The sequence below is a fragment of the Microcoleus sp. AR_TQ3_B6 genome, from assembly GCF_036702785.1.
GTDB lineage: Bacteria > Cyanobacteriota > Cyanobacteriia > Cyanobacteriales > Microcoleaceae > Microcoleus.
The window spans coordinates 51,384-70,788 of the sequence record NZ_JAUBVJ010000042.1 but is presented as its reverse complement, the minus strand read 5'-3'; the positions used below and the strand labels follow the sequence as shown (position 1 = coordinate 70,788).

16 protein-coding genes are annotated in these 19,405 nt (G+C 46.2%); 8 read left to right on the top strand and 8 right to left on the bottom strand.

Annotated features, from left to right (window positions below; all coding sequences use genetic code 11):
• Positions 1-208: 208 nt before the first annotated feature.
• Positions 209-580, bottom strand: coding sequence for a four helix bundle protein (locus QUB56_RS20210; RefSeq protein WP_332957582.1), 372 nt, complete (start codon positions 578-580; stop codon positions 209-211).
• Between the two features lie 106 nt (positions 581-686).
• Positions 687-2,048: a ribosome biogenesis GTPase Der gene (gene der / locus QUB56_RS20205; RefSeq protein ID WP_332957581.1), complete on the bottom strand. Its 1,362-nt coding sequence runs from the start codon at positions 2,046-2,048 to the stop codon at positions 687-689.
• Positions 2,049-2,293: 245 nt separating this feature from the next.
• Between der and QUB56_RS20200 the strand changes: the two genes are divergently transcribed.
• Both QUB56_RS20200 and QUB56_RS20195 read left to right on the top strand, forming a co-directional pair.
• A complete protein-coding gene (locus QUB56_RS20200; RefSeq protein WP_332957580.1) occupies positions 2,294-3,502 on the top strand; it encodes a NupC/NupG family nucleoside CNT transporter in 1,209 nt (402 codons plus the stop codon).
• A gap of 562 nt (positions 3,503-4,064) precedes the next feature.
• Positions 4,065-4,607: an acireductone dioxygenase gene (locus QUB56_RS20195; RefSeq protein ID WP_332957578.1), complete on the top strand. Its 543-nt coding sequence runs from the start codon at positions 4,065-4,067 to the stop codon at positions 4,605-4,607.
• A gap of 93 nt (positions 4,608-4,700) precedes the next feature.
• On the opposite strand, the gene QUB56_RS20190 is transcribed toward QUB56_RS20195, so the two are convergent.
• From QUB56_RS20190 to QUB56_RS20175, 4 genes are all read right to left on the bottom strand, one after another.
• Positions 4,701-5,567, bottom strand: coding sequence for a hypothetical protein (locus QUB56_RS20190; RefSeq protein WP_332957576.1), 867 nt, complete (start codon positions 5,565-5,567; stop codon positions 4,701-4,703).
• Positions 5,568-5,677: 110 nt separating this feature from the next.
• Complete coding sequence (locus tag QUB56_RS20185) at positions 5,678-6,154, bottom strand: DUF732 domain-containing protein (RefSeq protein WP_332957575.1); 477 nt, start codon at positions 6,152-6,154, stop codon at positions 5,678-5,680.
• Between the two features lie 324 nt (positions 6,155-6,478).
• Entirely contained in the window at positions 6,479-7,099 is a 621-nt protein-coding gene (locus tag QUB56_RS20180; RefSeq protein ID WP_332957574.1) for a cupin domain-containing protein, read from the bottom strand.
• Positions 7,100-7,243: 144 nt separating this feature from the next.
• Positions 7,244-7,810: a sigma-70 family RNA polymerase sigma factor gene (locus QUB56_RS20175; protein WP_332957573.1), complete on the bottom strand. Its 567-nt coding sequence runs from the start codon at positions 7,808-7,810 to the stop codon at positions 7,244-7,246.
• A gap of 618 nt (positions 7,811-8,428) precedes the next feature.
• Between QUB56_RS20175 and QUB56_RS20170 the strand changes: the two genes are divergently transcribed.
• From QUB56_RS20170 to QUB56_RS20160, 3 genes are all read left to right on the top strand, one after another.
• Positions 8,429-9,643: a DUF4331 domain-containing protein gene (locus QUB56_RS20170; protein WP_332957572.1), complete on the top strand. Its 1,215-nt coding sequence runs from the start codon at positions 8,429-8,431 to the stop codon at positions 9,641-9,643.
• A 102-nt stretch (positions 9,644-9,745) separates the two neighbouring features.
• Positions 9,746-11,152 carry a tetratricopeptide repeat protein gene (locus QUB56_RS20165; RefSeq protein ID WP_332957570.1) on the top strand — a complete coding sequence of 469 codons (1,407 nt, stop codon included), beginning with the start codon at positions 9,746-9,748 and terminating at the stop codon, positions 11,150-11,152.
• A gap of 270 nt (positions 11,153-11,422) precedes the next feature.
• Entirely contained in the window at positions 11,423-12,907 is a 1,485-nt protein-coding gene (locus QUB56_RS20160; protein ID WP_332957567.1) for a HoxN/HupN/NixA family nickel/cobalt transporter, read from the top strand.
• Between the two features lie 138 nt (positions 12,908-13,045).
• Here QUB56_RS20160 and QUB56_RS20155 read toward each other — a convergent pair whose 3' ends face one another.
• Entirely contained in the window at positions 13,046-13,486 is a 441-nt protein-coding gene (locus tag QUB56_RS20155; protein ID WP_332957565.1) for a DUF6918 family protein, read from the bottom strand.
• 925 nt (positions 13,487-14,411) lie between these two features.
• Here QUB56_RS20155 and QUB56_RS20150 point away from each other — a divergent pair.
• The 3 genes from QUB56_RS20150 (at position 14,412) to QUB56_RS20140 (ending at position 17,834) form a co-directional block, all read left to right on the top strand.
• Positions 14,412-15,911 (top strand): Ycf66 family protein, encoded by a 1,500-nt coding sequence (locus QUB56_RS20150; RefSeq protein WP_332957563.1) that lies wholly within the window; start codon positions 14,412-14,414, stop codon positions 15,909-15,911.
• Positions 15,912-16,068: 157 nt separating this feature from the next.
• Positions 16,069-17,535, top strand: a complete 1,467-nt coding sequence (gene cobQ / locus QUB56_RS20145; RefSeq protein ID WP_332957561.1) for a cobyric acid synthase CobQ — start codon at positions 16,069-16,071, stop codon at positions 17,533-17,535.
• A gap of 62 nt (positions 17,536-17,597) precedes the next feature.
• Entirely contained in the window at positions 17,598-17,834 is a 237-nt protein-coding gene (locus QUB56_RS20140; RefSeq protein WP_332957559.1) for a 2Fe-2S iron-sulfur cluster binding domain-containing protein, read from the top strand.
• A gap of 119 nt (positions 17,835-17,953) precedes the next feature.
• Here the strand turns inward: QUB56_RS20140 and QUB56_RS20135 are convergent, their stop codons facing one another.
• Positions 17,954-19,288, bottom strand: a complete 1,335-nt coding sequence (locus tag QUB56_RS20135) for a hypothetical protein (protein ID WP_332957558.1) — start codon at positions 19,286-19,288, stop codon at positions 17,954-17,956.
• Between the last annotated feature and the right edge of the window lie 117 nt (positions 19,289-19,405).

The following is a 19,405-nucleotide window of genomic DNA, read 5'->3' as shown; positions in this document are numbered from 1 at the left end:
TGATTGTTGGCTTCTTTGATTGATTGTTGGCTTCTTTGATTGATTGTTGGCTTCTTTGATTGATTGTTGGCTTCTTTGATTGATTGTTGGCTTCTTTTAGTGATTCTTTGAGTGATTGTTTGATTGGGTATTATTTGATTGTTTGATTGGGCATTATTTAATTGTTTGATTTGTGATGGGAAATTTGGGTTGGGGATTTGACATTGTTTTACTTGCGATTGGCTGTTGGGTTTTTAGCAATTAAAGTTTTGATTGAGGCAACTGTCATCGCTAAAATTTCATTCGTTTCTGACATGATACTCCTCAAATTAGCCACATCTACTAATTTAGCTTCAACTATCAGCTCCATCCAGTAAAGACATTCATCTGCTTCTTCTTCAACTATTCTGAGTTTGGCAATTAAGTCTGCAGTTGACCTAGCGCGACAAGCTGCTCGATAGTTAGCCCCTACAGAAGTTCCTGAACGAATTAACTGCTTGCCAATTACCTCAGAAACGGTATTTTTGGGCAGTGAACTTACTAGCTTAATAACTCTTAATCCTAGAGCCTTCGTCCTTTGTTTAAACTCTTGTTCGTTCATCCGATATTTAGATTTTAGATGAAAAATCGGGCTGTAATTGGCAATCAATTATATCATCTAACAGCATCTTTTCTTCAATCTAAAATCCAACATCTAAAATCTAAAATTACTTGACGCGCAGTGCTCTGTTTGTTGTGCTCATTTCCGTGGCACGAACTTTTTTGCCTCTCCAAAGCAGCCGCATTGGTGTACCGGTAAAGCCGAGGTGTTTGCGAAATTGGCTTTCCATGTAGCGGCGGTAATTTTCGGTAAAGCGTTTGGGATCGTTGACAAATAGCGCAATTGTCGGTGGCTGCGATCGCACTTGAGTACCGTAATAGATTTTGCCTTGTTTTCCTTGGCGGGTAACTGGGGCTGAGTGCCAGGTTGTGGCTTCCTCTATGACTTCGTTAATGACGGCGGTAGGGACGCGACGTTTGTGTTCGTCGGAGGCTTTGTCTACTAATTCAATGATTTTTTCAACTCGCTGTCCACTCATGGCGCTAACAAAAATCATTTCTGCCCAGTCGAGGAAATAAAGTCGGGTTCTTACTTCTCTTTCGTACTCGTAGATGGTGTCGGAGTCTTTTTCTACGGCGTCCCATTTGTTGACAACTATGATGCAGGCTCGACCTTCTTCGCTGATGCGATCGGCTAATTTTTGGTCTTGATCCGTAACGCCGTCAATTGCGTCAATTACTAACAGTATGACGTTAGCCCGGCGGATAGCTTTGAAAGCGCGGTTGATCCCGAAAAATTCTGCACCGTATTCGACGTTTTTCTTTTTGCGAATTCCGGCTGTGTCGATCAGGCGGTAGGTTTTACCGTTGCGTTCTACTAAGGTGTCGATCGCATCGCGGGTTGTGCCGGAAATCGGGCTGACTATAGCGCGATTTTCTCCTAGAAATGCGTTTAACAAACTCGATTTGCCGACGTTGGGACGACCGATAATTGCTACTTTAATTTCCTCAACTTCTGATAATACTTCCGTGGGGAGATAAGTTATTAATTTGTCGAGCAATTCGCCGGTGCCGTTGCCGTGAATGCCGGAAATAGGGTAAGGTTCGCCGAGTCCCAATTGCCAAAAGTCGGCTGCTTGGGTGAGTCCTGTCGTTTCGGATTCGCATTTGTTGACGGCCAGAATGACGGGGACTTTTTGCAGTCTCAGCCAAGATGCGATCGATTCGTCGCCGCCGGTGAGCCCGGTTTGTCCGTCTACTACGAAAATGGCTGCGCTGGCTTCTGCCAGGGCCGCCATTGCTTGTTCGCGAATTAAAGGCAGAAATTCTGTCTCGTCGTCGAATACTAAACCGCCGGTGTCTACGACTTGATATTCGCGATCGCCCCAGTATGCTGGTCTGTAAGTGCGATCGCGCGTGATTCCTGGTTCGTCGTGGACGATCGCGTCTTGGGTGTTGGCTAAACGGTTGACTAGCGTCGATTTGCCTACATTGGGGCGTCCAATAATAGCAACTATAGGTAGAGACATAAAAGTAGCAGCAATTACGCTGCGCCGTAATTTTGAGGTTTAGCCTTTCATTGTAAGCGAAACTGGCCCAGATTGTATGCGATCGGGCTGCATCGTGTATTGTACGCCCTCCGGGGCTGTGCGCCCCGCACCGCGAACTCATGGCGACCTCCGGAAACGAGATAAAGTACGCTCGGACTGTTAATCTGGATTACCAGAGCCTGGTAACGATAAATGCTTGCTGCACCTTCTCTAAAAATTGCTAAATGGAACGACTTATTTCTCTATTCGGGTTAGCTGTTTTTGTCGGTTTGTCCTACGCCTTTTCAGTCGATCGGCGCGCTGTCAAGTGGTCGCCGGTATTGTGGGGAATTGCTTTACAGCTAATTTTTGCTATTTTGATTCTCAAAACTGCTCCGGGTTTGGCTGTCTTCAAATTTTTGGGAGATATGGTGACGCAGTTTCTCAATTTTTCTGATGCCGGGGCCAAGTTTGTATTTGGAGACACTTTTGCCGAACACTTTATCGCTTTTAAAGTGCTGCCCACTATCATTTTTGTCTCTTCGTTTATCACCATACTTTATTACTACGGCATTTTGCAGCGAGTTGTGCAAGCAGTGGCATGGTTGATGATTAAAACCATGAAAACTTCTGGCGCCGAAACCCTTTCTTGTGCTGCGAATATCTTTGTCGGGCAAACCGAAGCTCCTTTGTTAATTAAACCTTATTTGGCGACGATGACGCTCTCGGAACTCCATGCTGTCATGACAGGAGGATTTGCCACAATTGCCGGCGGAGTCATGGCAGCTTATATTTCTTTTGGAGTACCGGCTCACCATTTAATTGCGGCGTCGGTGATGTCTGCACCAGCAGCTTTGGCTATTTCTAAATTGCTGTACCCAGAAACTGAAAAGTCGCTGACTGCTGGGGAGGTGGAGGTGAAGGTGGAACAGGTTTATGCTAATGCGGTGGATGCGGCGGCTTCGGGTGCTAGCGACGGGTTGAAGTTGGCGGCGAATGTGGCCGCTATGCTGATTGCTTTTTTGGGTTTTTTGGCTTTTTTTAATGCGCTTTTGGGGTGGTTTGGAGGGCTAATTAGTTTGCCTCAGTTGTCGCTAGAATTAATTGGTGCTTATTTGATGGCTCCGGTTGCTTGGCTGATGGGAGTGGCTTGGGCTGATTGCCCAGAGGTGGGGGTTGTTTTGGCAAAAAAAACGATTTTGACTGAGTTTATTGCTTATTTAGATTTGATGGAATTGGTGAAACAACAGGCGATTTCTGAACGATCGCAAATTATCTCGACTTATGCTTTGTGCGGGTTTTCTAATATTGGTTCGATCGGGATTCAGATTGGGGGAATTGGCGCGCTCGCTCCGCAGCGGCAAGGCGATTTGGCGAGGTTGAGCGTGAGGGCGCTAATTGCTGGCTCTTTGGCTTGTTTTATGACTGCTTGTATCGCGGGGATGCTGATTTGAAAGTTTTGAGTTTTTACTTAAGCAGTGCGCTACTAGCCCAGTAGGAGCGTGAGTAAGGAGGCTACTAACTTTGGGCGTTTTGATTCTGAGTCCAAGCTCCCCCAAGCAATCTTCCTTGATTGAAGACTCAAAAATCGGAACGTCAAATAGCGGTTTTATGCTTTTTATCCGGTTCAAATTTAACAGCCCAGACAGAGCTAGCAGTGCGGTACTTATGGCACACCCTACATTAACTACAGTAAATGTTATTAAATAAAAGTTAAAAAACCCAGAAAATTATTTGATGGGTGGTATTGATTTGATGATTTGCGAGGCCCAACAGCGAATTTTAGCGATCGGCTATTATTGAAAATAAGCAGGAGTTTAGTCTGTAATATCAGGTCCGGTCGAGGAACCGCGATTTTTGTCGGGGCCAGTGAGCCAACAATACCTGCCACCAATCTCCAATCTCAAAAAACCGCCCCGACCGGGATATTATGGTTAATCGATCGGACATGATATAACACTAGATGGAAACAGTAAACTAAATTATCCTCAAAGCCAAATAAATAGGTGGTTTACAATGGCTGTTATGCAACTAGAAGACGGTAGAACCTATAGGGATATAGGGGCGATCGCAAGCCAACTGGCTGTTTTAAATGTTCAGATCGATCGTCTGCCAATGAGGGAAAATCCTGCGGTTCGAGAACTGCTAGCCCAAGACATTCTCAATGTAACAGAAAAACAGCAGATACTCGCAGCATTTCAAAGCGAGTTTGAACAGTTTAAGCGCGCAGACAAATGTCAGTGGTGCGACTTAAAAGTGCTGCACCCCGCTTCGCCGCAGATTTACGCGCTGATGACTCAAAGCAATCGCACTCACACCCACACAGATCCAGAAGTTCTTCACATTTTAGCTGGCGAATGTGTTTTTGGGTTTGTGTATCCTAACGGCTCTCAGGTACAATTAATGTTGCAAGCTGAAGAATACATTAAAGTTCCCGCAAATACCGAACATTGGTTTTATCTCACTCCGTCGCTGTACTTGAAAGCTGTGCAGTATTACACCACTGCTCAAGGGTGGGTTCCTCAGTACACTAACAGGAAGTTAAAAATTAAAAACTAATTTAGGGTGCTCCGTGTCCGCCTTCCTAAAAACTCAATGTAAGGTGCGCAGGGAACACCTTTCTACAAACTAATGTTAGCCATTAAATGCTCTCTACTCCAGCGGTGTGGTTATTTCAATTTCTTCGCAGCGCTGCAAAAGGGCTTCTATTTCCTGAGCTAAAAAAATTACCTCTGGCCAAGAAGAACCGTTGATTAAATCTTGAGCGTGAGCTAATTTGTTTCTCAATGCTTCTGCTGATTTTAAAAAACGCTCTCCGTAGCGTTTGGATTTTAGCCCCAGCCGCTCGACTATTTCAGCAGAAGTCAGGATTAAATCTCGCTTGTCACAGAATTGCAGGTAATCGATTAAGTCAATTGCTTCATTTCGGGATCGCCCCAATTCCCAAAGGTGTTTTGCCACTAAGATGCGATCGCTTTTAAGGAACTTCTGCCAAGAATCTTGGGGAAAGTAAATCCGCACGATCCGCAATAAATTCATTTCCAGAAGCGTCACCAATCCAAACAGCAGCATCCGCACCGGTGCTTTTTGCAAATCGCCGCAGGTAACGATACCGTTGATCCTGTTGCTTTCTAATACAAATAATCTCGGTTTTTCTCGCAGCAGCGGCAGCAATTCCATTAAAGGAGTGGAGGCGGCGATTAATTGTGATGGGTGAAAAATTTGCTGGTAGTCGCTGCACTTGCCTGCCATTAAGTGCGATCGTTCTACATAGCCGCAAACCGTGCCGTTTTCTTCGATACCGAGCACGTCAAAATCGCGGGCCTCCATCCACGATCGCAATTTGGCTGCGTCTTCGCAAGCGGGGACAGATTTCAGCGGTTCCGCGAGGTATTTAACTGTAATGCTGTCTTTGAATAAATCCCGCAAGTCGGCGGAGCTTGATTTTAAATGTTTCATGTCCGGTAATGTCATGGCAAGTTGCTGCAAGTAGAGATGCGGTATTACCGTGGGGAGCATTTCAGCTTTGTAACAAGCATTTTTTAAGAGTGCGAGGGGGACGCTCGCACACAGGCAGCAAAAGCAAAACAGAGATGCTCCCTTACCGTATCCCTACAGAGTTTATGATATTACTTACTGGCTAATTCCGGGCAATAATGGTTGGCGGCAAGAGTGGTAATAATATCGGCATCGGCGAGAAAACTTTCTTTGGCAGTTGGATTTTCTATACTGACAGCTTGCCCCAGCGCTCTTAATTTAAACTCCGGCAGAGAAACTCCCGATTTTGCTTCCGCACACATTCTTTTAGCTGTGGCAATTTTTTGACCGGGCGCTCTTTGGATTGCTTGCAGTAAATTGTCCGTTGCTTCGGGAGAGTAGCTTTTTGCTAAGCGTTTGTAGTCTTCGATAAATTTCCCATCGTTTCCTGTCAGCTTAATGTCGGATTCTTGAGGCGAACACAACTGGTTTAAGTTAATTACTTCTCCCGCTGAATTGACAAGAAAACATCCTTCGCGTTCTTGGGCGACCGCGCTGTTGTTGCTGGGTACAACAAATTGTATAATAACGGCGGACATAACAGCAGTTAAACGCCAGTAATTTAGCATAGCACTCACCTTATCTATTTGGGATTTTTAGTTGCAGATTACTGCGGAGCAATGCGGGTGTTGTTGGGTCAGCTCCTGTGCGTTAAATTAACCGAAATACTTGTAAAGGTTGATTTCACCAACAATCTTAGGACTTACGCATGGGGGTCGAGAAACCGGGTTTTTTACGAAAATATTTCCTTGCCACCGGCAGATTCGGTAAAAAAACCGGTTTCGAGGAGTGGGAGTGCGTGCAGGACTGAATCTATAATTCTGACTAAAAATCTACATAAACCCGCCCCTACCAAGCGAAAAATTCTTGCAGGAAATTCAACGGACATAATATCAGACGAGCGTTTCGTTGTCTGTGGAAGTTTTCATTAACAGCAAACATCCCCCTTGTGTCAGGGGCGAATGGGTGGAACCAGGAACAGATCGAATGTAGTCGCCTTGATGGCAAATTTCCCCTTCTACAATTAAATCTCCTTCTAATACAAACACTTCTTCGGAGCCAGCGTGTCGGTGCAGGGGAAATGTGCTACCTGGTTCTAGTCGCATCAAGCAGGTAATTTCGCGCTTTTGTTTGTCAATGTAAAGCTTGCGGAGCCAGACTCCCGGAACTCCATAAGATTTCCATTTTACCTGGTTCGATCGCACTATTAAAGATGGAGTATTGTTCTCTGTTGGGGAGGAAACAATTGGCTTTAAATTGACTGATTCTGCCGGGGTTGGCGGCAGTTCTGCTATGCGCTGGAACAGGCGGTTTTTGAGGTCGGGGGCGACGGGCACGGGCGGGGCTGTGTAGGCGATCGCGGCAATTGCTGCTTCAAAGGCAGCCCGTTCACTTTGCAGTTGTGGAGATGCTATCAATTTCTCTGTCAGTGCGCGACTTTCTGACTCGTCGAGGGTATCGAGAGCTTGAAGGGCAGCAAGGATGTTAAACTCCTCGTCTGGCATCATTTCCATCTGTTTTCCGCCATTAATTGTACTTCAGCCTAAGTTGATTTTAAATTTGAGATTGGTCTGCTGCCCTCGCACTCAAGATGGATGATGGGAGATGCCATAATTTTAGATCGATCTTAAAACACTTAAATTTTGTTTTTTGACAATCTAAAATTGTTCGCTCAAAGCTTGACGCAATTTGGAAATACCCAACCTTATTCTGGTTTTGATTGTACCTGTCGGGATACCAGTTTTAGCCGCGATCGCCGCGCAAGTCAATCCTTGGTAGTAGGCGAGTTCGAGCGCAATTCGCTGTTCTGCAGGCAGTGTTTCTAGGGCTGCTTTGACTTGTTCGCTGCGTTCTTCGATCATTGCATCTTCCATCGGTTCTGCAATGTCGGAAGTGGATATTTTAGCATCTTCCATACAAGCCTGAGCCGCGCGGACTGTTCGCTGCAAAACTCGGAGTCGATCGAGGGAACGACTGCGGGTAAGCATGAACAACCAGGTATCTGCTCGACTGCGAGAAGGATCGTAAGTTGCTGCTTTTTGCCAAATTTGGGAAAAAACATCGAGTACCACTTCTTCAGCTTCTTCTACCGATCCCAGAATTTTGTAAGCGAGAGCGTAACTTGGACGACCGTAGCGATCGTAAAGTTTAGCGAATGCCGTTTGGTCTTTCCGGGCAATCTGCACTAAGAGCAGCGATTCCTCGCTTGACTTGTGGCTTGTCATCTCAGTGTACCGAAAAATTTTTGTTTTGACTGCACAGATCCAAAATTAAAAATTCGGCGTATATCCCTACAGAACATAATTGTAAGTTAGAAGTTGGGGGTACCAGCTAGAGTATGCCTTTTCGGCCTAATTTGGTGGTGCTTTGAATTGTAAAAATCCCAAGTCATCTTGAATTTTACCACCGAATTAGGGACTTTTTTGAGACTTAGCAATCCCCTTTATGCAGAACGAATAAATCCCTGAGCCTGAACAGTCAAAACCGCGTCCTGCACTTCTAAGCTCTGTTGGCTCGCTCCCAATAAGAGCCTGGAAATTCATATAAGCAACGCTCTGGCTCCACTCGATCGAGGCAGGTTCTGTCTCCGAGCAGGGATTCCCAAGCATACTCCGGGAACGAGTAAATCCTCAATAACGCACTTTTTTACATAAATTAATCTGGCAGCACAGATCCAAAATTGCCAAACCTTCGTATACCACCAATAGGAGAAGGCTCAGCAACAGCGCAAAAGCCCGACAGGTTGACAGATTTCAACCTGTTGCTACAAAAGTAAAACCCGCGAATGCGGGTTATTTACCATTGATTTGTGCAAAAAATTCATTGAAATAAAGGTGCTAAGAGTGAAGCTCACAAAAAAAATTCGCCGAACCATACTAGCTATTGAAGTAGCTCTAATTGCTCTATTAACTCCAGGGATAATTGTCGCTTCCGACCACGACGACGGCGAAGTGGATATCAAAGGTCGCGCTGTCAATTTAACTGACCTGTACGTATATCGCGAAAAAGACCAAAACTCAGGTGCTGCAGACGGGGATTTAGTATTTACCATGAATTCAAATCCCAGGTCTGTAGCCCGCTATCAATATTATTTCAGCACTACAGCCCTCTACCAATTTCACATCACGCAGGTAGCTGACGTGAATTCTACCCCTACTGGACGCGCCGATATTATCTTGCGGTTTGCCTTCAGTCCGCCTAATAATACAGGTATGCAAGCAGTGGCTGTAACTGTTGTTCGCGGCGGCTCGGAGACAACTACTAAGACTACAGTTAACGGCGGGCTTATTGCCACAACTCCCCTGAATTCTAATGCTGTTTTGAATACAGTACCTGTGGGCGGTTCTAACTTGACTGTATTTGCCGGGTTGCGGGAAGACCCGTTTTTCTTTGATGTGGAACAATTTTTCCGAGTCCGCGCTGGAGCTTTGGGAACGGGGGCGAAAGTAGGTTTCAAGCCAGCCAGTCAAGCGATCGACTTTACTAAAGGTTACAACGTCAATACAATTGCTGTGCGCGTTCCCAAAGCCTTCTTGCAAGCAGGAACTGGGGCGAATGTTTTTGATGTTTGGTCAACAGTTTCGATTCGGGATGGAGCTGGCGGTTTTAAACAGTTTGAGCGTTTGGCAAGACCTGCAATTAATGAAGGCTTAATAGTTACTCCCGCTTATCTGGAAGCATTCAATAATATTCCTCCGAGGTTGGATTTGAGCGGTGCTGCTGCTCCGGTGCGGCAGGAAGCTGTTGCTACTCTCAATGCTGTGGATCTTTTGGACGGTAGGGATAATGTCGATCCAAATGCGATCGCCGGAGCTTTCTTACCTGATGTTATGCGGATCGATACCACAAAACCTAGCGGCTACGGTAGCGCTACAAATTCTCAAGGAAGCTTGATCGGAGGTCGTTTGCCTATGGACGATGTTATTGATATTACTCTGGGAGCTTTGGTGGGTTCTCCGGTTGGCGATAACGTTTCATATAACGGAACTCCGGGAAATCCGGCTCAGGGACACAAACCTTTAGAACCGACTTTTCCTTATTTGGCTTTGCCTAATTAGTCATTAGTCATTAGTCATTAGTCATTAGTTATTGCTGATTGGCTAATGACTGATAGAAAATGCTTTTTTTAACCGCAGATGAACGCTGATTAACGCGGATGTATGAAAACTAAAACTAAACTGGAAATAAAATCGGATATTTTGTCGTGGTGGCTGCTGATAGTCGTCCCTTTAGTTGGGATTGTAGTAGTGAATTTACCGCCTAATTTGCGTTTTATTTTAGATGATTTTTCTAACCAAAGTCCCAAAAATCTGGATGCTAATTACCGCTATCATTTCTCGGAAAGTTTGAGAAATAATCCCAATCAAAAGGAAGCTATTCAGCAAGAGATTGCTTTTTACCAGCAGCGATTGGCTGTTGATTCCCGCAGCGGTTTGAACCGGGCGGCACTGGCGGGATATTATTTGAAAATGGCTCGCGCTACTGGGGAGGGCGGTTGGTTTTTATTGGCAGAACAGGCGGCTCAAAGGTCGATCGCGGATTTGCCTTTTGACAACAAAGGTGCGCTGTTAGTTTTAGCTCGAATTGCTGAGGCGAGACACGATTTTGTTACTGCTTTGCGCTTGGCTAAACAGGTGGGTTCTGATAATGAAGATGCGATCGCCCTGGAAGTTACATCTTACTTAGCCATGGGTAAAGTGAGCGACGCAAATGCAGCGGCAGAAGCCTTAGTTAACCGGATTCCTAACTTGGGTTCTCTCACTTTGAGAGCTTTAGTGAGAGAGTCTCAGGGCCGAGATGCTGAGGTTTTGCAGGATTACCGCCAAGCAATGGCGGCGGAGGAACCGGGAGAGGTTGGGGGTTCGGCGCGGGCCCGATCGCTCTTGGGTCGATTTTACGCGCGTCGCGGGCAGTTTGTGCAGGCGAAAGCGCTATTAAAGGAGGCACTGCGGTTGGTGCCGCGATACCCGCTGGCGCTGATTTATTTGGCGGATTTGGAGACGCGGCAGGGCAATTATCGGGAGGCGGAAGGTTATTACAGCAAGCTTTCTGCCTATTCTGGAGGGGCTGCGACGCTGTTCGATCGCACTGTAGATAGCGGTATGGCTAGGGTGAAAGAGTTGCAGGGAGATGCGATCGAATCGCGGCGACTTCGCGACAAAGCAGAAGCCGGGCTGCGACAGGAACAGGCTTTGGGAGCTCGCGGTTTTGGACACCGCCGGGATTTGGCGCGTTTGCTGCTGGAAAAAGGGCGAGATCAGGATGTCGCCGAAGCGCTGGCGTTAATGCAGGAGGAGGTGAAAATTCGGCGGGATGCTGTAACGCTGGATACTTTGGCTTGGGCGCTTTCGGCTTCTGGGGAATGGCAAAATGCCGATCGAGTGATGGCCGAAATACGGAGCTCGGGGATTCGCGATGCGGGGATGTTTTACCGGGCTGGTGCGATCGCCCGTACTTTAGGTAAGGATACTGAATCTCGCGCTTATTTTCAAAAGTCCAAGGAAATTGACCCGAGTTTTGACGATCGATCTCGCCAAGCATTGGGTTTGGGAAGTTATGAATTTTGAGATTAGCTAATAGCAGCCATTCGGCCAAGTTCGCCATTGGGTCAATCCGCCAGGAGTTTCAACCCCTGGCTAAAAGCTTAAGTCCTGCTGCATAGGACTAAAAGATTTCACTAAAAAGTAGAAAATCTTTTAGTCGGTTTCAACCGACTTTCGCTATTAGACAGGGGTTTCAACCCCTGGCGGACTGTGGGGTTCACGAAAAGAGCGCGTGCCGGACAAATCACAACCAACACAAATAATTAAAAAAAATTCCCGAAAAAACAGGTATTTATGCAGTACAAACTGAACCGATCGCGCAAATATATCATTCTTTTTCTTCTCACAATATTACTATTTTTCACAATCTCAACCCGACCCGTTTACTCGCACTGGTCAGACTTATCCGTAGCAGAAATAGTAGTCAACGATTTGCAAACCGAAGTAACCTTAACTTTCCCAACCGGCTTGACAAACTTCGCCGACGACAATCGAGACAGCCAGCTACAACCTGCTGAAGTTCGCAGCCACCAAACACAGCTAGAAAAGTTTTTTAGCCAACAAATTCGCATTACCAACAGTAGTAACATTCAAGGAACCGTAGAAGTAAAACCGCTAGAAATAGCAGCTAAAACCGCCAGTTCAATCCAGCAGCCAAATACCCACAGCACCTTAATTTTAGACTACACATGGTCCGCAGCTTCTCAAAATAAAACCCCCGATTTTCCTGATGCAATTCCCATCTCAAAAAACGATAAATTGCGGATTAATTACAATCTGTTTTTGCCCGGAGTGATGACAGCTAGCTGTCAAGCTACGATTGTGCAAAGGGGTGCTGTAAAAAGCTTTGTGTTTACGCCGCAAAACCGGGATTTTTTGTTAGCCGGAAATGAATCAATCTGGGATTCAGGTTGGAGTTTGCTGCTAGCAGTAGCGGGAGCATTTGCTTGGGGATGCGTGCACGCCATGTCGCCCGGACACGGGAAAACCATAGTCGGCGCTTATTTAGTAGGTTCGCGGGCTACTCCCCTACACGCTTTATTTCTAGCAGCAACAACTACAATAACTCACACTGCGGGCGTGTTTGCTGTCGGCGGAATTACTTTGTTTGCTTCTAACTTAATCGATTCCGAAAAATTAGACCCTTGGCTGAGTTTAATCTCTGGTTTATTAGTAGCCTTCCTCGGGCTTAACTTACTCTTAGAAAGAAGCAAAACTAAGTTGCTAGTGAAGACTGAATTTCTCAAAGAAATCAAAACTAAGATATTTAATAATAACTGGTTTTTTAGGACGAAACTGCTTACTACAAACCGTGAGGAACCAGTAAATCTTTTAAATAGAGGTAGTTGGGAGAGAGAATTTAAGCCTGTAAAAGCAGATATCTCTCATCACTACCACCATCACGGAGACGGCCGCATTCACTCGCATTTGCCGCCAGGTGCTGACGGTTCTCCTATTACTTGGAAAAGCTTATTAGCGTTGGGAATTTCCGGTGGTTTGTTGCCTTGTCCTTCCGCTTTGGTGATGCTGTTGAGCGCGTCGGCTTTGGGCAATGTTGCTTTGGGAATGACGCTAGTGGTAGCATTTAGTTTGGGATTGGCTTTAGTGCTGAGTGCGATCGGATTAATCTTAGTTTATGCCAAAAGGAATTTTGATAAACTGCCAAAACAGATAACAGCAGTCAAATTTCTGCCTGCGATTAGCGCGATGTTTGTAATGTTTTTTGGGTTGGGAATTACCGGACAGGCGGTGTTTAAAATATTGGGGGCGACTCAGTGAGTAATTGGCAATGGATAACGATAAAATTAGGACTCTGCCTCCTAACTACAAACTTAGGAATAAGTCTTCTTTTACAACCCCGACTTCTTCAAGAAGTCGGGGATCTGGGTATTCTGTTTTTTAGCTCTTGCTCACTTATCAGGCCGCATTATTATATTTATTAATAATTTCGGCTAAATCCGGTACTCCCTTTTCCACGTAAGTCTTAGCTGAGGGGCGGAGTTTGGCATAGGCGCCTTTAACAACTGCTCTTGTGCTCTTCTCGGCTCTTTTGTCGCTGAGTTGGAGCAATTCGTCTGCCACTGTAGCTTTTCTTTGGGCTAGATATTCGACTGGGTTGCCATTGTTTACTGCTTCAGTCCACATCGGATCGAGTGCTATCGAGATTTCTGGCAGAAGTTGATCGACGACTTGGGCGCAATAGTCAGCCCGTATCCCCTTGACAGTAGAGTAGGCAGCTTTAAGAGCCAGACCACCTAATCCCGGCGCTGCTGCAACTTGTTTGTCTATCAACTTTACACAGTCATCAACAAAAGTTTCTCTGTTGTTTTCATTCAAGAGAATATCGCTCAGTCCCATTTTCCCTTTCCTTGATTTAATAGTCAATGTGCTTATTAGTCTTGAACTCCATCTGAGAAGTATATATCTATTTTGATCCTTTACTGAGGATTACACAAGTTTTTTAAGGTTTGAATGTTTGTACTAGACAGCCTGATGTTGAGATTGGTCTAGTATGTTATGGGAATTAATGTCGGCTCTGCTACTCGTTATTGACTACCGGGTTTGTAGTAAGGGCTTTAGTCCTTATTAGCTGATATTAATGAGGACTAAAGCCCTGACAACAAACTGATGAGTTGTGAACAGTCGCGTAGAAAAGAGAACAGCTAGAAAAAATATGAGAGAGACTCTGCGTAAGTTCGATCGCACTTGCACGTATCCTTATGATTGGACTTTAGGTCTGAGGGCGGCCGGTACTGAAACGAGAGGAAGTTTCAGGGTTTGAGCCGGGCTATCGCTCGCTCGCAATACCAAATTTTTTGGTAATTTCGCGGAAGTGCTAAGTCCGGGAAATACTTGGAGCGATAAGGTTAAGGCAGCCGATAACAACAGTTTTTCATACATGGCACTGTCTCCAATACATACTATGCCCTAGGGCATAATACCTCTTACACCTACAACATATAAACACCCTCAGTCACTTGGTGCGATCGCACGGCCGCACTTAAGTGATACATATCACGACGGAGGGAGGGGTGATGGGTATAGGGGGGGAGAGGGAGAGGGAGAGGGGAGGAGAGGGAGAGTGGGGAGAGGGAGAGTGGGAAAATCTTGACCCTTGACGAATGGCGTCAACATCCGTTCAATCCGTTAAATCCCCTACACTGCTTCATTGCCAAACTTCCCTCCAAATCGAGAATTGTCCGATAGAAAGAAGCCGTTGAGTCTCTCTCAAAGGTAGAATTAGCGCGTAGAAGTTATTTGACACAGCGGAGGTACCGACAATATGCTTGCATACTTTCTGGCGTTGGCGGTCGGTCTAGGCAGCTTCAGTATTTACATGGCGGCCTTCTTTTTTCCAGAAGTTCACCGCAAAAGTGATTTTACCTGGAGCGGGGTAGGGCTTTTTTATGCGTTAATTTTATGGGCTTGTGCGGGACGAATTACTGGTGCTCTCCTGCTTGGTCAAATGGCGGGCGTGGCTATGTTGGGCTGGTTTGCTTGGGAAACTCTGACTTTGCGCAGGCTGGTGACGCCGGTTGCTCAGCAAACGCCGATTCCTGAGTCGGTGAATTTGCCGGGGGCTGCCGGTGGGGTGTTGGGGGGCTTGTTTACCAAGAAAAAAGAACCCGCAGCGAAAAAACCTAAGTTTGTTCGCTCGACTAAACCGAAAACTGATGTGGTTCCAGCACCCGCTGTGGATGAGGGCGAGGTAAAGCTAGAGGAACAGCCGGCGATTCCCCCAATAGCTGAAATTATTGCCGAAAGTTCGATAGAGCCAAGGGCCGAAAGTTCCATCGCCCCTGACTTGACAATTCCCGACTCGAGTGAACCTGCAACTGAAGAAATACCCGTCTCTTCAGTCGGAACTCCTGCTGCTGAGACTTCACCAACCCCAGCAGAATTAGCCAGCAGCTTCACTCCTCTACCTCTACCTCTAGAAATTTCAGAAATTGCCTCTCCAGCAGAGGCTCAGTCAAAGCGTCAACAGCAGCCAGAAGCCGATGATTTTGACGACGAGGAAACAGAATGGAGGAAAGCCGTTAAAGAGTCGCAGGCGGCGGCGGCCCCAACTACTGCCAAACCAGCTAAAAAATCCGGCGGTTTCGCAAGTCTGTTCGGCAATATCAAAAATAGTCTCGGCGGTATGTTGGGACGGGGTGGGGATAAAAACAAGTCTGATGCAACTCCCCAGACGCCAAAACCTTCAACGACTCCAGAATCGATCGCACCTGAATCTAAAATAACGGCAATTCCTGCACCGGAGATCGACCAGATTCTCCAATCCGAATTAGCCTCCGCGGCCGAGGAAGTGGCAGTCGAAACCAGCAACACTGCTGTTGAAACCAGCCTGGGAGTGCCGTTTCCGACGGATGTTGAAGCAATGGCCCAGTTGCTCGCTGCAGAAACCGCCAGTTCTGACAAAATAGGGGAAACTGCGATCGACTCGCCATCGTCAGCCCAAACCGAGACACCGCCGCCGGAGGTTGGTGAACCGGAAGCAGAAGCCCCCGCAGCATCTATAGAAATGACTGTGGTGGAAATGGTTTCTGTCGCGCCTGTGGAGATGGAAGCATCGGGAGAACCCGAGTTGAACCCGCAGGTGGAAGTGGTTTCAGTAGCAGTTATGTCGATCGAATCCACCGATCAAAAACCATCTTCTGAGGGAGAAAAACCCGAATTGATTCGCCCGAATCCCCCTCCTCCGGATCTAGTCGAAACTGCTAAACCGGCGGCCCCATCCAAGTCGGAGAATGTATCCGGCGAAGATAAACCGTCATCTTGAGGCAGAAAGCAAAAGGTAGAAACCAGAATTTTTTTGATTCTGCCTTCTGCCTTCTTACTGTTTACTGTTTATTTCTTACTGTTTACTGTTTTCTGTTTACTTCTTACTTCTGCCCTCTGCCTTCTGCCTTCTGCCCTCTGCCTTCTTTGTTAAGATTATGAAAGCAATTATGGTCGTGGGAACAACATCTCACGCAGGGAAATCATTACTCGTTGCAGCTTTGTGTCGAATCTTTTCTCGGCGAGGCTGGCGGGTAACTCCGTTTAAAGGTCAGAATATGGCACTGAATTCCTATGTCACAGCGGCCGGCGGAGAGATAGGCTACGCTCAAGCAGTGCAAGCTTGGGCTGCGGGTATCCCACCTTGGGTAGAAATGAATCCGATTTTGCTCAAGCCACAAGGAGACATGACTTCTCAATTAATTGTCAAAGGCCGGGCGATCGCAAATGTGCGAGCATCTCAATATTACGAGCAGTATTTCGATCTCGGCTGGCAAGTTATTCGGGAATCGTTAGAATTTCTCGGCAAAGAATTTGACATGATTGTGTGTGAGGGAGCCGGCAGTCCTGCTGAGATTAATCTCAAACACCGCGATTTAACAAATATGCGGGTAGCTAAATATTTAAATGCTCGGACTTTGCTAGTAGTTGATATCGATCGCGGTGGTGCTTTTGCTCACATTATCGGTACTTTGGAATTGCTCGATCCAGACGAACGGGCTTTAATTAAAGGATTCATTATTAATAAGTTCCGAGGACAAAAATCCATCTTAGATCCGGGCCTGACTTGGCTAGAAGAAAGGACGGGAATCCCGGTAGTTGGGGTGATTCCTTGGATAGACGAAGTGTTTCCCTCAGAAGATTCTCTCGATTTGCTCGAAAGGCGTTCTCCCAATTCTCAAACCGACATAAATATTTCGGTCATCCGCCTGCCCCGACTTTCTAATTTTACCGACTTTGACCCCCTGGAGTCGGAAACTACCGTCACAGTCAAATATGTTAGCCCAAAAGACGATTTAGGCCATCCAGATGCCGTGATTTTACCAGGCTCTAAAACTACAATTTCCGATTTGCAGGTGCTGCGCCAAACAGGTATGGCAAAAGCTATTCAAAATTATTTAGTAGCTGGCGGTACAGTCATGGGAGTTTGCGGCGGCTTTCAGATGCTGGGAGAAAGTATCACGGATAGAGAAGGACTTGAGGGAGAAAAGGGAGAATTTCCAGGATTGGGATTGCTGCCTTTGAAAACAGTGATGGCACCGAATAAAATTGCCCGCCAACGAATTGTAACATCTAACTATCCTCAACCGGGTTTGCCAGTTTCCGGTTACGAAATTCATCAAGGAAGAACGGAAATGCTAGAGTCAAATTTGACTAAACCGCTATTTGACGATGAGAGTTTAGGAATTGTCAACACTTCTCAATCAGTTTGGGGTACTTACCTGCACGGCATCTTTGACAACGGAGCTTGGCGGCGATCTTGGTTAAATCACTTGCGGCAGCAGCGGGGACTCCGCACATTGCCTACTGGTATTCCTAATTACCGGCAACACCGAGAAGCTCTGTTAAACAGTCTAGCAGATACAGTGGAAAAGCATTTAGATATCAACCATATTTTAGGTTAATTAGTTAACAGTTGACTGTTGACTGTTAACTGTTGTTTGTTAGAGTTGAGGTTAAAAAGTTAATGACAAAAGTTTGTTTTTTACCAGATAACGTTACAGTTGAAGCTGAACCAGGAGAGCTTTTATTAGATGTAGCCAAACGTGCAGGACTTTCTATTCCTACTGGCTGTCTCATGGGTTCTTGTCACGCTTGCGAAGTAGAAATTGACGGCGGAGATCCGATTTGTGCTTGTATTTCCGGCATCCCTTCCGGGAAAAAACAAGTGACAATTAATCTGTATGTTGACCCGACTTGGTAATTTGTCACTTAGCAGTTGGCAGTTGGTTGTTGGCATTAGTCATTAGTCATTAGTTAACCGTCAACCGTCAACCGTCAACCGTCAACAGCTAACAATGCCATACTCCCCATTCCCAATCTTTAATTTTTTTGCCATTCTTGCTGTTTCTTGCGAGCAGATTGCAGCCATTTTTGGGATTCGGGATAAACAGTTGTCCCGGGTTTAACGGATTCTAATTGATTGATAATTTGTTGCAACTGGCTGAGGGAGTTACCGGGATTTTGAGAATTCACATCATTTTGCAAGTTGGCAAACAAGCTTTTAGCTTCTTGCAAAGCTTTTGCAGAATCTTTTTCTGCTTCCAGTCTAATCTGGGTAATTCCTAAATTTTTTTGATACTGAGCGAGTTTGGTTTGAGCGTCGAGATAGCCAGGGTTATCGACAGAAATCAATTTCAGTCTGTTAATACCTTCTTGCCACAATTCTGCTATTTGCTCCCACTGTGCGGCGGGATGCGGCGGTTTTTGGGAGGCGAGGGAGGCGGAGAGAGCAAATTCTTTAGCAGCTTCAATTAAGTTGTCGGCCCGTACAGAACCGGTGGCGACGCCGCCCATTGCTTGAAAGTCTCTTTCTGCTGCTTTGAGTGTTTTCTTCGCCGTTTCTCCCGCGAGGGTTTCGGCGGGAATTTGATTTAGTTGGTCGATCGCACTTTGCCAATTTACGGTGGCTTTTTGTCTGTCGGCAGCGGTTTTGGCTTGCTGATACTCCTGTTTCGCCGCGTTGAGAGTTTGTTCGACTTGATTTAACTGAGTAAAAGCATTTTTTTGCTGGAAAATCTGAGCCTCCATGCGCCCGACATTTTTGCGGGCGGCTTCAAATTCATCGACTGTAAACCGCCAACTGCAGCTAAAAAGCGAGCAGTACCTCTTTGGGTAATAGCCGAGGAACCACACTGGTAAGGCGTCGAGGTGTTTTTGCGCTTGTTTTGCTTTTATTTCGCCCAAGTCAAAATCAGCTACAGCAGTGGCTTTATTCACGAGTTGATCGGATTGTTCCACAAGGGCGATCGCCTGCCGGTAATTGTGATCCATACTGATAAAACTCGGCAGCAACAATATCGGCATTGTTTTGGCCACGGGCAAGCGAATCATGGGAAAAGGTAGGTTAATCAGCCAAATTATCCCCGCCGCACTTCCCAGCAAACTCCCAGCAAAGATGATTTTACCGAACAATCCGGGCGGGCGGTTGGCTTTGACGGCAGCTTTGAGAGCTTGTTCGCTGAAGTTGGGAAATTCGTCTTTGAAGGTATCGCGGATTTCTTCTGTTGAGGCGAAAGTGCCGTTTTGCGATCGTAACTTCTCCAACCGCTTGATTACCATCCGTCGGTAGACTTCACCCGCTACACTATCAGCCGCCGCGCACTTGTCAACTTCGGCCCGCAAAATTTCAAAAGCTCGATCGGTAAGACGCGCCATAAAACTCACCTATTCCCTTTTAATTATTTTACAAGTTCCCCGTCAAAATAATTGAGTCTGGGATCCAGAAACCGATTTTTTTTACTAAAATACTGCATCCGAGCGTTTAAGTAAAGT